Source organism: Micromonospora sp. IBSANI012, from assembly GCF_052814045.1.
The window spans coordinates 3,753,387-3,766,359 of the sequence record NZ_CP199933.1; the positions used below are offsets into that span (position 1 = coordinate 3,753,387).

A 12,973-nucleotide genomic window follows, 5' to 3' on the forward strand; every position below is an offset into this window, starting at 1 on the left:
ATGGACGATGCAGCCTCCCCGGCCGGCACGAACATCCCGCGACGTGACTGGGTCACCCGACGTGCGAAGACCCTGTCTGTGCTAACGCTCGACACCGGCGCATGGTGCGCCGGATTTCTGGTCGCCGCCTGGGCCAGGTACGAATTCGGCCTCACGCCCGGGCAGTGCGCCCTCGCGCTGGGCACCGCCGCCGTGTGCGCGGTCGTCCACGCCGCCATCGAGCAGGTGCGCTTCACCGCCCGTGGCCGCCACCCGATCGGCAGCATCGGGGAGGCCCGTGACCTGGCCCTGACCACCCTCCTCGCCGCAGGGGTGATGCTGGCCGCCCTGGCGACGCTCACCGAACGCCCGGTGCCGGCCAGCGTCCCGGTGACCGGCGGGGCGGTGGCCCTGCTGGTGATGGCCGGCGGGCGGGCCGGCTACCGGTGGCGGCGCGACCGCGACGACCGCCCGGTCCGGGGCGCGGAGCGGGCCCTGATCTACGGCGTCGACGCCGCGAGCGAACGCCTCGTACGGGTGCTGGTCGGCGACCCGGGCGGCAGCTACCTGCCGGTCGGCCTGCTCGACGACGACCGCGAGCGGCAGGGGCTGCGCCTGGAGGGACTCCGGGTGCTGGGCGGCCGCGAGCAGATCGAGCAGGCGGTACGCCGCACCGGGGCCACCACGGTCATCTTCTCCATCGACGGCTCGGACGCCGAGCTGATGCGCGACGTACGCCGCCGCACCTTGCAGGCCGGCGCCGCCTTCAAGGTGCTCCCCCCGGTCCGGGAACTGCTCGACCGGCCGGTGCGGGCCACCGACGTCCGGGACCTGCAACTCACCGACCTGCTGGGGCGGGCGCAGCGGGTGGCCGAGCTGATGATCGAGCGCAACGGCCTGGCCGGCCGGCGGGTGCTGGTCACCGGGGCGGGCGGTTCGATCGGCTCGGAGCTGTGCCGGCAGATCGCCCGCTGCGAGCCGGGCGAGCTGATGATGCTGGACCGGGACGAGTCGGCCCTGCACGCCCTGCAGATGTCGCTGCACGGCCGGGCGCTGCTGGACGGGCCGGAGCTCATCCTCGCCGACATCCGCGACGCCGACGGCATCGCCCGGATCGTCGCCGACCGGCAGCCGGACATCGTCTTCCACGCCGCCGCCCTCAAGCACCTGACCCTGCTGCAACGGCACCCCGGGGAAGCGGTCAAGACCAACGTCCGCGGCACCCTGAACGTGCTGGAGGCGTGCCGGGACGTGAGCGAGTTCGTCAACATCTCCACCGACAAGGCGGCCAACCCGGTCAGCGTGCTCGGCTACTCGAAGCGGATCACCGAGCGGCTGACCGCCTACTACGCCGAGCAGGTCGGCGGGGCGTTCCTCAGCGTGCGCTTCGGCAACGTGCTCAGCAGCCGCGGTTCGGTGCTGACCGCGTTCCAGGCGCAGGTCGAGGCGGGGTTGCCGATCACGGTGACCCATCCCGAGGTGACCCGCTACTTCATGACCGTGCAGGAGGCGGTGCACCTGGTGCTCCAGGCGGCGACCATCGGGCGCGGCGGGGAGGCGCTGGTGCTCGACATGGGCGAGCCGGTGCGCATCGCCGACGTGGCGCGCCGGCTCGCCGCCGAGGCGGACCGCCCGACGGAGATCGTCTTCACCGGGCTGCGCCCCGGCGAGAAGCTGCACGAGGACCTGTTCGGCGTCGACGAGGTCGACAGCCGGCCGCTGCACCCGCTCATCTCGCACGTGCGGGTGCCCTCGCTGCACCCGGAGGACGTCCGCGGACTCGACCCGTACTCCGACGCGGACGAGCTGATCAAGTGGATGGCGGCGTACTGCGAGGACCTGCCGGTGCGGTCCTCGATGCTGCCCTCACCCCGCTGACGACGACGCCGCGGCGGCGGAGCCCGGTGGGGCCCGCCGCGGCGGTGTCAGGGTCGTACGGCGGGCTCAGCGCCGCTCGCGGGCCCGCTCCCCGTCTTCGCCCTCGGTCTCCTCCAGCGCGTCGGTGAACGGCTCGGTCAGGTCGTCGCCCGGCACGGCGACCGCCTCGGCGCGGTCCTGCTCGTCGGCCCGGCCGCCCGGCGGCGGCTGGGGAGCGGTGGCGTCACCGGCGAAGCCGTACTCGTTGGGCTCGTCATGCCTGCTCATGGGGTTATCCTCCCGCTATGTTCGCTTTGCGTCCTGCCGCTCACGGTAGGCGGTGATCGTCTTACCCGCAGCGCGCCTGCGATAGTCGGTGCCGGGGGCGGGCGGGGCGGCGGCGAGCCCGGCCCAGAGGAGCTGGCGCAGCAGAATGATCGCCGCGGCGGTCGCCAGCGCGGCCCAGCCGCTGCCCACGGAGAGCCGGAGCAGGCCGGCGGCGACGAGCAGGTCCAGCAGCACCCGCAGCGCGGTACGCCCGGAACGGACGGTGAGCAGGACGACCGCACCGCTGCCCAGCGCGAGGGCGGTCGCCACGCCGGCGAGGCCCTCCCTCACGTCGAGCTCCCCTGGTCCGGCTCGGCCTCGCCGACCTGCCGCTGTTCCTGGGCGATCTCCCGGCGCAGGAAGAAGTTCAGCGCGGTCCGGATGGTGGCGATGGCCGCCAGCTGCCCGATCTGGTCGAACGTCGGGGACACGGCGGTCCGCAGGATGTCCGCGGCGAGCTGGAACTCGAGTCCGAGCGTGAGGAACCGGCCGAGGGAGAGCCGGATCGGGGTGAAGACGGCGGCGCTGCGGTGTCGCAGTCCCTCGACCACGAACCGCAGCGCCGCCCAGAGCGCGCCGACGAAGATCACCACGGCCCCGGCCGTCTCCACCACGGCCACCGCGATCCGGTCGCCCTCGCGCAGGAGCTCGTCCAGGTCCACCCGGGGGCGTTACCCGCCCCCGCCGGCGCTAGTCGGCGCCGGGTCAGAGCTGGTCGACCGCCCCCAGGATCAGCCAGAGACCGCAGATGGCGAAGAGCACGGCGGCGCCGTACCGGATGGCCTTTTCCGGCAGGTGCCGGCCCAGCATCCGGCCCACCAGGATGGCCAGCGCGTCGGCGGCCACCATGCCCAGCGTCGAGCCGAGCCAGGTGCCAAACCAGCCGTACTTGGTGGCCAGCGTGATGGTCGCGAGCATCGTCTTGTCGCCCAGCTCGGCCAGGAAGAACGCGACACCGACCGCGATGACGGCCGACTTGCCGGTCTTCTCCGCCTTGCGCTTCTCCTCCTCGGTGAGCTTGTCGCCGCGCAGCGTCCAGACGCCGAAGCCGAGGAACGCCAGGCCGGCGATCAGCGAGATCCAGCCGGTGGGCAGGGCCGCGTTGAGCCCGTAGCCGATGGCCACCGAGGCCAGGTGGACGATCGCGGTGGCGATGGTGATGCCGATCAGCACCGGGACCGGCTTGAAGCGGGTGGCGAAGGTCAACGCCATCAGCTGGGACTTGTCCCCCAACTCGGCGACGAAGATGACGCCGAAGCTGATCACCAGCGCGGCAAGAAAACCGTCCATGAGAACCTTCCCGATCATGCCGGGAGGAGGTACGGGGCGCCCTCGACCCGGCTGCTACAGCCTGAGTCGAAGGTCTCGCCCGCCCCACCGGAGTGGGGCCGCGTGGCCGGATGCGGAACGCACCAGTGTGTCGACCACGACATTGGGGGCTACTCCCCTTCGCGCCCTCACCCTAGCCGATCACGCCGGCCGCCGGCCGGGTCGGGTGCCGCAGGTCACCGCGCGCCGGGCCGCCGAGGTCGCCCGGCGGGCCGGCGCGGCGGCCGCCGGTCAGTCGGCCCGGGCGAGGTTCACCCCGAACAGGCCGTCCGGATCGGTCCAGAACTCGCGTACGGTGAAGCCGGCCGCCGCCAGCTCCCGGGCGATCCCCTCCGGCCGGAACTTCGCCGACACCTCCGTGCGCAGCTCCTCGCCCGGGGCGAAGTCGACCGTCAGGTCCAGCACCCGGACCCGCATCGCCCGGTCGGCCCGCAGCCGCATCTCGATCCACTCCCGGTCCGGATCCCAGCGCGCCACGTGGGTGAACGCCTCCGGGTCGAAGTCCGCGCCCAGCTCCCGGTTGACCACCCGCAGCACGTTGCGGTTGAACTCGGCGGTGACCCCGGCCGCGTCGTCGTACGCCGGCACGATCACCGCCGGGTCCTTGACCAGGTCGGTGCCGATGAGCAGCCAGTCGCCCGCCTCCAACGTCGCGCGCATCGCGGACAGGAACGCGGCCCGCTCGGCCGGCAGCAGGTTGCCGATGGTGCCGCCGAGGAAGACCACCAGCCGCCGCCCGCCGGTGGGCAGCCGGTCGAGCTGGCGGGTGAAGTCGCCGACGATGCCGCGTACCCGCAGACCCGGATAGTCGGTGGCGATCTGCTCGGTGGACTGGCGCAGCGCGCTGACCGACACGTCCAGCGGCACGAAGGTGCCGAGCCCGCCCCGGCGGGTGAAGGCGTCCAACAGCAGCCGGGTCTTCTCCGACGATCCGGAGCCCAGCTCGATCAGCGTCTTCGCCCCGGTCAGCTCGGCGATGTCGGCGGCCCGTTCGGCCAGCACGGCCCGCTCCGCCCGGGTCGGGTAGTACTCGGGCAGTCGGGTGATCTCCTCGAACAGCTCGCTGCCCCGGGCGTCGTAGAACCACTTCGGTGGCAGCCACTTCTCCTCGGCGGTCAGCCCGACCCGTACGTCCTCCCGCAGGCTGCGCCCCAGGTCCTGTTCCTCGAGGTAGATCTCCAACGGCTCCGCGCCCATGAGGTGTCCCTTCTCCTTCGGCGAACGTCCCTGTCTCCACCTGCGACCCCGCTGCGGCGTCACGCTCCCGCCAGGGCGCGCACGCGCACCGAGGTCGAGGTCGCCACCACCAGGTGCCGGTCCGGCAACGACCGCCAGCCCGGGTCGTCGTCGTGCGGCTCGGAGGCCAGCAGCACCGAGTCCGGCGTCGCGAGGACGGACATCGCGTGTCCCGCCACGGTGGCCACCATCGTCCGGCCATCGGTCAGCAGCAGGTTCAGCCGCGACTCGGGCGCGGCCTCCGACACCACCGCGACCGTCTCCGCGACCGCCTCCGCCGGGTCGGCCCCGGCCCGCAACCGGTGCCGGACCAGCGCCCAGAGCAGGGCGGAGTCGGTCGGGGCGTCGAGGGTGAGCAGGTCACGGACGGGAAGGGTGTCGGCGAGCGGCACCAGCGCGTCGGGCCAGCCCCGCACGACACCGTTGTGGCTGAACAGCCACCGGCCCTCGGTGAACGGCGCGGCGGCGGACTCCTGCACCGGCATGCCGACGGTGCCGGAGCGGACGGCGGCCAGCACCGCGCCGGCAAGGGTCACCCCGGCCAGCGCCGGCAGCGTCACGTCGCTCCAGATGGGCTGGGCCCGCCGGTAGCGCACCGGATCGCCCTCGTCGGGGTACCACCCGACGCCGAAGCCGTCGGCGTTGACGGTCCCGCCGCCGCACATGTCCCGGGGTGCCCAGGACTGCCGGACCAGCGAGTCCGGCGGGTCGTACAGCAGGGCGCGCAGGCTCAGCGGAGGCCCCAGGTAGGCCAGGTGCCGGCACATCAGGCGGTGCCACCGATCACCCGTGCGCCTCCTCGGGCCGGGCGTCGCGGGCGCAGCGGAAGCCGCTGAAGATCTGCCGCCGGATCGGGTAGTCCCAGTTGCGGAACGTGCCCCGGCAGGCCGCCCGGTCGGTGCCGAACGAGCCGCCGCGCAGCACCCGGTAGTCGTCGCCGAAGAACACCTCGGAGTACTCCCGGTACGGGAAGGCCGTGAACCCGGGGTGGCCCCGGAAGGTGCTCGACGTCCACTCCCAGACGTCGCCGATCAGCTGGTGCACGCCCAGCGGCGAGGCGCCCGACGGGTACGCGCCCACCGGCGCCGGCCACAGGTGCCGCTGCCCCAGGTTGGCGTGCTCGCCGGTCGGGTCCTCGTCGCCCCACGGGTACCGGCGGGAGCGGCCGGTGCCCGGGTCCCAGCGGGCCGCCTTCTCCCACTCCGTCTCGGTGGGCAGCCGCCGCCCCGCCCAGGCCGCGAAGGCCTCCGCCTCGTACCAGCAGACGTGCACCACCGGCTCGTCGTCGCGGACCGGTGACCACCGCCCGAACCGCCGGTACGCCCAGCCGTCGCCGTCGCGCCGCCAGTGCATCGGCGCGGTCAGTCCCGCCTCGGTGCGGTGCCGCCAGCCGGGCCCGCTCCACCAGCGCGGGTCGTCGTACCCGCCGGCGGCGATGAACTCGCGGTACCGGCCGTTGGTGACCGGCCCCGCGTCGATGACGTACGCGGGCAGCTCGACGGTGTGCGCGGGGCGCTCGTTGTCCAGCGCCCACGGGTCGGTGGAGGTGCCCATGGTGAACGGGCCCGCCGGCACCAGCACCTCGTCGGCGACCCGTACCCGCGGCTCGGGCGGCGGGGGCGCGTCCAGGACCGCGGGCCCGGCGCGCAGTTGGTGGGTGGCGAGCATCGTCTCGTCGTGCTGCTGCTCGTGCTGCACGATCATCCCGAAGGCGAAGCCCTCGGCGACCAGCGGACGGTCGGTGAACCGGATGCCGTCCAGCAGGTCGAACACCTTGTCCCGGACCGTCGACACGTAGGCGCGCGCCTCGGCGGGAGGCAGCAGCGGCAGCGACGGGCGGTCCTTGCGGGGCTGCTTGAACGCGTCGTACAGGTCGTCGATGTCGTGGCGGACCGGCTCGCGCCGGCCGACGTCGCGCACCAGCCAGAGCTCCTCCTGGTTGCCCACGTGGGCGAGGTCCCAGACCAGCGGGGACATCAGCGGGGAGTGCTGGCGGGTCAGGTCGTCGTCGTCCACCGCCTCGGTGAGCAGGGCCGTCCGGGCCCGGGTCCGCTCCAGCTCCGCCGCGATCCGGCTGCGCAGCACCTCCGCCTGCGTTTCCGGCTGTTCGGTGGTGGTCACCGGTGCCCCCTCTCCGCGGCGGCCCGTCGCCGCCGGATTCCTCGGCTCGTCTCGTCGTGGGTGCCCGGCGGCAGGTCCAGCCGGGGCAGCGCCTCCAGCGCCAGGTCGAGCAGGGCGGCGGCCGCCGCGGCCAGCGGTGGGTCGGCCAGGCCGTACCGGGCGGCGGCGTGCCAGCGGTCGGCCACCGGCGCGGCGATCGCGCGGGCGGACCGCGCGGTGTCGGCGCGGTCGAGCAGCGCGGTCAGCACGGCGAGCGGGAGGATCCAGCCCGGACCGGGCTGGGCGTCCAGGTAGCGCACCTCCAGGTAGCCCCTCGGGCGGACCGGCGGGAACAGGGTGCTGACGTGGTATTCCAGGTCGTCCGTGGTCGGCGGGCGGGGCAGCGCCCCGTCGATCCAGTCGGCGAAGGTGATCCCCGGTGGCGGGGTCCAGTCCGGGCCGTCGTGGCGCAGGCAGAGCAGGGGCGCGGCCAGCGCGTACTCCGTCCAGGCGGCGACCGGGTCCTCGTCGGGCCGGCGCGGCGACCAGACCGGCCGGGTGCGGGCCGGGTCGATACCCAGCCAGGCGGCCATCCGCGCGGACGCCCAGCCGGTCCGCCGGCCGGCATGCCGGTCGGCGGTGGCGAACGCGGCCACCAGCGGCGGCCCGACCAGGTGCACGGTGGCCCAGCGGGCGGCCAGCTCGGCCGGTTCGCCGGCGTCCAGGCAGACCTGGAGGCCGGCGGTGCTGTACATCATGGTCCGCCCGGCGGGGCCCCGCCGGTCGAAGACGCAGCGCATCGCGCGGTAGCGGGAGGTCTCGACCACCGGCTGCGGGGGCCGCCACGGGTCGATGCCGCTGCAGCCGAGCACCAGCCCGGCGCGCTCCAGCAGCGCGCTCAGCTCGGCGATGTCGGCCTCGGTGGCCAGGATCAGCGCGGCGACCGACGGTCGGGGCGCGGTGGACACCTCCACCTGCCCGCCGGGCTCCACGGTCACGCTGCTGCCGTGCCGGAGCGGTTGGGCGGGGCTGGTGTCGTCCAGGGTGACGGGGCTGTGCCGCCCCAGCGCCGCCCGCAGCCGCTCCCGGTCAACCGGTCGGGCGGGGTCGGCGGCGTCGTGCACGGTCCATTCCAGTTCGACGCCGGTGTAGACCGGTGGCCCGGTCTTGAAGCAGATCCGGCCCAGGTGCGCCGCGGCGGCGGCCTTCTCGCCCAGCACGGTCGTCCGGTCGAGCTCCGGGGACGTCACCACGAGATGGTCTCCTCCCGACCCGGGGACCCGGCGGCACTGCCGGCGCGGGCGGCGTCGACCGTCACCGGCCGGCCGCCGCGTCTCACCATCTTCTGTCTAGCAGATGGAATCCGCCGCCCCGGGCGGGAAGAAATTTTTGTGAAGCCTTTTCGACTACTTCTTCCGACTTTGGCGGGCGTCCGGAGTCGGCGCGGCCGGGGCCGCGGGTGAGCGGGACGGCTTCACCTTCTGCGATTCCTCCACGTCCGGGGCCTGCTCCGGAAGCAGCTCCCGGCAGTACGCCTCGACCTTGTCCGCACTGCCGGCGGCGGCCACCAGATCGGCGAACGCGGGGCTGCGCAGCGCCTTCTCGCGCTGCGCCGGCGGCTTCGCCAGGTACGCCCGGCACTGCCCCGCCAGCTTCCCCTCCGAGGCCGGCTTGCCGGAGGCGCCGGGCCGGCCGGAGGGGGACCCGGCGGAGGGGCCGGCACCCGGCGTGGGCGCGCCGGTCGTCGGCCCGCCACCGGACGAGGACGGCGCCGCCGGATCGGAACCGGATCCGCCCGGCACGGAGGCGGGCGGCCGGGGCGCCCGGTCCGGCTCGTCGCCGCGGTCGAGGGTGACCGCGGCGAAGGCGGCGCCGGCCGTGGCGGTGGCGGCGATGCCGGCGATCCAGGCGACCACGCCCGTGGTCACCCGTCGCCGGCGCCAGGACGACGGCGCGGGCGCCGGGGCGGACGCGCCCGCCGCGCGGGCGGCCCGGAACGCGGCCAACGCGGCCTCCTCGCCGGCCAGCTCACCCGGGCGGGCCGGGGCGGCCGCGGCGGAGAGCAGCCGGGCGAGCGGGTCGTCGCCCGCGGGCGGCGCGTCGGCGGACCGGGCGGCGTCGAGCAACCGCTCGGCCTCGGCCCGGTCGGCGGGCCGCTCGGCGCCGTCGGAGCGGCGGAAGTTCATCCAGTTTCCCCTCACGTCATCCGTCCGCCGGCTCGGCGTGGGACGTGCTCGGCGTCTGCCGGCCCCGCCGCGGGTGGGGCGGGCCGGTCCGCTCGTCGCCACCGGACGGTTGGGGCAGGTCCTGACGTTCCAGCAGCGCGGCGAGCCGGCGCAGGCCGCGGTGCGCGGCGGTGCGGACGGCACCCGGGCGACGCCCGAGCACCCGACCGGCGGTCTCGGCGTCGAGCCCGATCACCGCCCGCAGCAGCACCGCCTCGGCCTCCCGGGGCGGCAGCGTCGCGATCAGCGCCAGCGCGGCCTCCGTACCGATGGTCTCGCCGGCCCGTTCGGCCGTGTCGGCGTCCCCGGCCAGTTCGCTCAACGCCTGCACCGGCACCGGCAGCGAGGGACGGCGACGCTGGCGGCGCAGGTGGTCCATCGCCCGGTTCCGGGCGATCGTCACCGTCCAGGCCCGGAACTCCCCGCCGGTGAAGCTGGGCAGGTCCCGGGAGATCTGCAACCAGGTCTCCGAGGCGACGTCCTCGGCGTCGGCGCCGACGAGGGCGGTGAGATACCGCAACAGGCCCGGCTGGAGGCTGCGGTACAGGAAGCGGAAGGCCTCCTCGTCGCCGGCCTGCGCCGCGGCCACCGCCTCGCTCAGCTCAGCGGTCATGCGTCCGCCGCCCCCGCCGTGACCGACAGGCCATGCGTGCCGCACCCCCGATGCGGCAGCTGGACCCCCTCGCGCACCAACAGCCCCCCGCTGACCCCGTCGCACCCTGCCGAGCGGCCGGGCGGCATGTCTGACACACGCCGCGACAATACGGCGGTCGGCCGAATGCCGCAGCGGCACCATGGGCTGGCCCGAGTCGCGCTAACGATAGGAGTCAATGGACGGGTGGACAAGTCAGCGCCTGGCGGGGAAAGAGTGAGATATATCTAGCTGAACAACCGGCGAGTCCGCGTGACGGAAAACGGCTGCGGGACGCTCCCGGCCAGGACATCGTGGTGCGGGCGTCCCCGGTGGGCCCGTACGCCCGGCTTGCTGCCGCCACCCGCGGCCATTGTGACAGTCGGTCCGGGTCTCGTCACCCCCCGTCAGCCGGGCCGTCGTGGCGGCGGCTCCGGTGCCGCCCGGCGCCGGACGCGAGCGGGGAGATCGCCATGAGTTCTTTTCTGCTCCTCTGGGTACGGTATTCGGGTGTTGTCATCGGAAGTCGTGCTCAGCGGTCGGTACCGCCTCGACGAACGTGTCGCCACCGGCGGCATGGGCGACGTCTGGCGTGCCACGGACCTGGTCCTGGGCCGCCAGGTCGCGGTGAAGGTGCTGCTGCCGGCGCTGGTCTCCGACCCCGACTTCATCGCCCGGTTCCGCGCCGAGGCGCGGATCATGGCCGCCCTGCGCAACCCGGGCATCGTGCAGGTCTTCGACTGCGGGGAGGACCGGCTCGCCGACGGCGGGCGCGCCGACTACCTGGTCATGGAGTTCGTCGAGGGCGAGCCGCTGTCCCGGCGGATCGAGGCCGCCGGCCACCTGGACGTCGCCGAGACGATGTCGATCGTCGCGCAGGCCGCCCAGGCGTTGCACGCCGCGCACGCCGGCGGGATCGTGCACCGCGACGTGAAGCCGAGCAACCTGCTGGTGCAGGAGGACGGCACCGTGGTGCTGGTCGACTTCGGCGTCGCCCGGTCCACCAACGTCACCAGCATCACCAGCACCAACGCGGTGCCGGGGACGGCGCTCTACATGGCGCCGGAGCAGGCGTCGGGCCGTCCCGTCTCCGCCGGCACCGACATCTACGCGCTCGGCGCGGTGGCGTACTGCTGCCTCACCGGCGAACCGCCATTCACCGGCGACAACCCGCTCCAGGTCGCGGTGCGGCACCTGGACGACGAGCCGCCGGCGCTGCCGGAGGAGATCCCGGCGACGGTGCACGCGCTGGTGTCGCGGGCCCTGGCCAAGGACCCGGCCGACCGGTTCGCCACCGGGGCCGAGATGGCCGCCGCGGCCCGGGCCGCGCTGAGCGACGGCGCCGCGGCGACCGCGTTCGTCCCCCCGGCGCTGCGGGGCGCGGCGGGCCCGGCGACCACCACCCGGGGCGACGTGCCGGTGCTCCCGGCGGCCGCCACCGTGGCGCCCACGCGGGGCCGCGGTCGGCGCGGCTCGCTGGTCGGCGCGCTCGCGGCGGTGCTGGTGGCACTCACCGCGCTGGGCGCGGCGCTCGGCGCCGCCAAGGAGACCGGCGACGGGGCGACCAACATCAAGAGCACCTCGCCGGCCGTGGCGCCCAGCGACCAGGGGGAACTGCCGGCGAGTCCCGAGGAGACCGGCGTGGACCAGCCGAGCCGGCCGGACCGCACCTGGAACCCGGGCAACCGGCCGTCGGCCACCGCCACGGTGACGCCGTCGCCGGGGCCGAGCGGGTCGGCCGATCCGCAGCCCACCTCGGCGCCGACGAGCACGCCGGCGAACCCGCCGACCACCACCACCGCGCCGGCCGACCCGCCGACCACCACCACCGCGCCGGCGGACCCGCCGACCACCACGACGGCGCCGCCGGGCGAGGGCCCGCCGCCGGCCGGCACCTGACCGGATCCTGACACCGCCGCCACCATTAGCCGCAAAATCGGACTTTAGACCTCATACAGGCCCTAAGCTCCCGGCCAGGAGTCACTTACTGCCACGGGAGCGAACGTGCGCGTTGAGAAGCTGGTCGTCATCGGTCAGGGGTACGTCGGTCTGCCACTGGCGATGCGTGCCGTCGAGGCGGGGCTGGACGTGGTCGGCCTCGACGTCGACGCCGACCGGGTCAAGCGGCTCGCCACCGGCGAGTCGTTCGTCGAGGACATCACCGCCGAACGGCTCGGCCGGGCGCTGGGCAGCGGCCGCTACCGGCCGAGCACGGAGTACACCGACGCCGAGGGCTTCGACATCTGCGTGATCACCGTCCCGACCCCGCTGCGCGACGGCGCTCCCGACCTCAGCTACGTCGAGCAGGCCGGCCACGGCATCGGCCGGTACGTCCGGGCCGGCTGCACGGTGGTCCTGGAGTCGACCACCTACCCCGGCACCACCGAGGACGTGCTCCGGCCGCTCCTGGAGTCGGCCAGCGGCCTGCGCAGCCCCGGCGACTTCCACCTCGGCTACAGCCCGGAGCGGATCGACCCGGGCAACCGCACCTGGCGGCTGGAGAACACCCCGAAGGTGGTCTCCGGCGTCGACGGCGCCTCGCTGCGCCGGGTCGACGACTTCTACCGGCGACTGGTGGAGCGGACCGTGCCGGTGGACTCGACCCGGGTCGCCGAGCTGACCAAGCTGATCGAGAACACCTTCCGGCAGGTCAACATCGCGCTGATCAACGAGCTGGCGATCGCCTCGCACCACCTGGGGATCGACGTCTGGCAGGCGATCGACGCCGCCTCCTCCAAGCCGTTCGGCTTCATGCCGTTCCGGCCCGGCCCGGGTGTGGGCGGGCACTGCCTGCCGATCGACCCGTGCTACCTGTCCTGGCAGGTGAAGCGGACGATGGGCCGGCAGTTCCGGTTCATCGAGCTGGCCGACGACATCAACCACCAGATGCCCGAGCACGTGGCCCAGCGGGTGATGGCCGGGCTGAACCGGGTGGGCCGCTCGGTGAACGGGGCCCGGCTGCTGCTGCTGGGCCTGGCGTACAAGAAGAACACCGGCGACATGCGCGACTCCCCCGCCGTGGACGTGGCCCGGCGGCTCAACGACCTCGGCGCCGACGTGCGCGCCGTCGAGCCGTACGCCGAGCCGCAGCACATCCCCGGCGGGGTGACGGTGGTCGACCTGACCGAGCGGGAGGTCGCCGAGGCCGACGCCGTGGTCGTGGTGACCGACCACGACAGCTTCGACTACGACCTGGTGGACCGGCACGCCCGGTACGTCTTCGACACCCGCGACCGCTGCCGGGGCGCGGTGGTGGAGCGGCTCTGACCCGTACGGCGGTGGCCGGTCC

At 74.4% G+C, this 12,973-nt stretch carries 13 protein-coding genes; 3 read left to right on the forward strand and 10 right to left on the reverse strand.

The window, feature by feature from the left end:
* Positions 1-78 precede the first annotated feature (78 nt).
* On the forward strand, positions 79-1,857 hold the full coding sequence (locus ACTWM8_RS17320; protein WP_446209928.1) for a polysaccharide biosynthesis protein: 1,779 nt from the start codon (positions 79-81) through the stop codon (positions 1,855-1,857).
* 66 nt (positions 1,858-1,923) lie between these two features.
* Here the strand turns inward: ACTWM8_RS17320 and ACTWM8_RS17325 are convergent, their stop codons facing one another.
* From ACTWM8_RS17325 to ACTWM8_RS17370, 10 genes are all read right to left on the reverse strand, one after another.
* On the reverse strand, positions 1,924-2,124 hold the full coding sequence (locus ACTWM8_RS17325) for a hypothetical protein (RefSeq protein ID WP_446209929.1): 201 nt from the start codon (positions 2,122-2,124) through the stop codon (positions 1,924-1,926).
* A gap of 15 nt (positions 2,125-2,139) precedes the next feature.
* Positions 2,140-2,454: a hypothetical protein gene (locus ACTWM8_RS17330; protein ID WP_446209930.1), complete on the reverse strand. Its 315-nt coding sequence runs from the start codon at positions 2,452-2,454 to the stop codon at positions 2,140-2,142.
* Positions 2,451-2,825, reverse strand: coding sequence for a DUF1622 domain-containing protein (locus ACTWM8_RS17335; protein WP_446209931.1), 375 nt, complete (start codon positions 2,823-2,825; stop codon positions 2,451-2,453). Before ACTWM8_RS17335 ends, ACTWM8_RS17330 begins: the two co-directional genes overlap by 4 nt.
* A gap of 43 nt (positions 2,826-2,868) precedes the next feature.
* Positions 2,869-3,453: a TMEM165/GDT1 family protein gene (locus tag ACTWM8_RS17340; RefSeq protein ID WP_446209932.1), complete on the reverse strand. Its 585-nt coding sequence runs from the start codon at positions 3,451-3,453 to the stop codon at positions 2,869-2,871.
* A 270-nt stretch (positions 3,454-3,723) separates the two neighbouring features.
* Positions 3,724-4,689 carry an L-histidine N(alpha)-methyltransferase gene (gene egtD, locus ACTWM8_RS17345; RefSeq protein WP_446209933.1) on the reverse strand — a complete coding sequence of 322 codons (966 nt, stop codon included), beginning with the start codon at positions 4,687-4,689 and terminating at the stop codon, positions 3,724-3,726.
* 59 nt (positions 4,690-4,748) lie between these two features.
* Positions 4,749-5,495: an ergothioneine biosynthesis protein EgtC gene (gene egtC, locus ACTWM8_RS17350; protein ID WP_446209934.1), complete on the reverse strand. Its 747-nt coding sequence runs from the start codon at positions 5,493-5,495 to the stop codon at positions 4,749-4,751.
* Between the two features lie 16 nt (positions 5,496-5,511).
* A complete protein-coding gene (egtB, locus tag ACTWM8_RS17355) occupies positions 5,512-6,849 on the reverse strand; it encodes an ergothioneine biosynthesis protein EgtB (RefSeq protein WP_446209935.1) in 1,338 nt (445 codons plus the stop codon).
* Positions 6,846-8,081, reverse strand: coding sequence for an ergothioneine biosynthesis glutamate--cysteine ligase EgtA (egtA, locus tag ACTWM8_RS17360; protein ID WP_446209936.1), 1,236 nt, complete (start codon positions 8,079-8,081; stop codon positions 6,846-6,848). Before egtA ends, egtB begins: the two co-directional genes overlap by 4 nt.
* Positions 8,082-8,234: 153 nt before the next feature.
* Positions 8,235-9,014, reverse strand: coding sequence for a hypothetical protein (locus ACTWM8_RS17365; RefSeq protein ID WP_446209937.1), 780 nt, complete (start codon positions 9,012-9,014; stop codon positions 8,235-8,237).
* Positions 9,015-9,030: 16 nt separating this feature from the next.
* The gene (locus ACTWM8_RS17370) at positions 9,031-9,666 is read right to left on the reverse strand and encodes an RNA polymerase sigma factor (RefSeq protein ID WP_446209938.1); all 636 of its coding nucleotides are present in this window, start codon (positions 9,664-9,666) and stop codon (positions 9,031-9,033) included.
* Positions 9,667-10,194: 528 nt separating this feature from the next.
* On the opposite strand from ACTWM8_RS17370, the gene ACTWM8_RS17375 reads away from it, so the two are divergent.
* Positions 10,195-11,583, forward strand: a complete 1,389-nt coding sequence (locus ACTWM8_RS17375) for a serine/threonine-protein kinase (RefSeq protein WP_446209939.1) — start codon at positions 10,195-10,197, stop codon at positions 11,581-11,583.
* A gap of 105 nt (positions 11,584-11,688) precedes the next feature.
* Positions 11,689-12,951, forward strand: coding sequence for a nucleotide sugar dehydrogenase (locus ACTWM8_RS17380; protein ID WP_446209940.1), 1,263 nt, complete (start codon positions 11,689-11,691; stop codon positions 12,949-12,951).
* Positions 12,952-12,973 lie beyond the last annotated feature (22 nt).

Bases quoted from the DNA above. Each gene is read 5' to 3' on its own strand.
- ACTWM8_RS17325 (WP_446209929.1), bottom strand. From the start codon at position 2,124: ATGAGCAGGCATGACGAGCCCAACGAGTACGGCTTCGCCGGTGACGCC.
- ACTWM8_RS17340 (WP_446209932.1), bottom strand. From the start codon at position 3,453: ATGGACGGTTTTCTTGCCGCGCTGGTGATCAGCTTCGGCGTCATCTTC.
- egtD (WP_446209933.1), bottom strand. From the start codon at position 4,689: ATGGGCGCGGAGCCGTTGGAGATCTACCTCGAGGAACAGGACCTGGGG.
- egtC (WP_446209934.1), bottom strand. From the start codon at position 5,495: ATGTGCCGGCACCTGGCCTACCTGGGGCCTCCGCTGAGCCTGCGCGCC.
- ACTWM8_RS17365 (WP_446209937.1), bottom strand. From the start codon at position 9,014: ATGAACTTCCGCCGCTCCGACGGCGCCGAGCGGCCCGCCGACCGGGCC.
- ACTWM8_RS17370 (WP_446209938.1), bottom strand. From the start codon at position 9,666: ATGACCGCTGAGCTGAGCGAGGCGGTGGCCGCGGCGCAGGCCGGCGAC.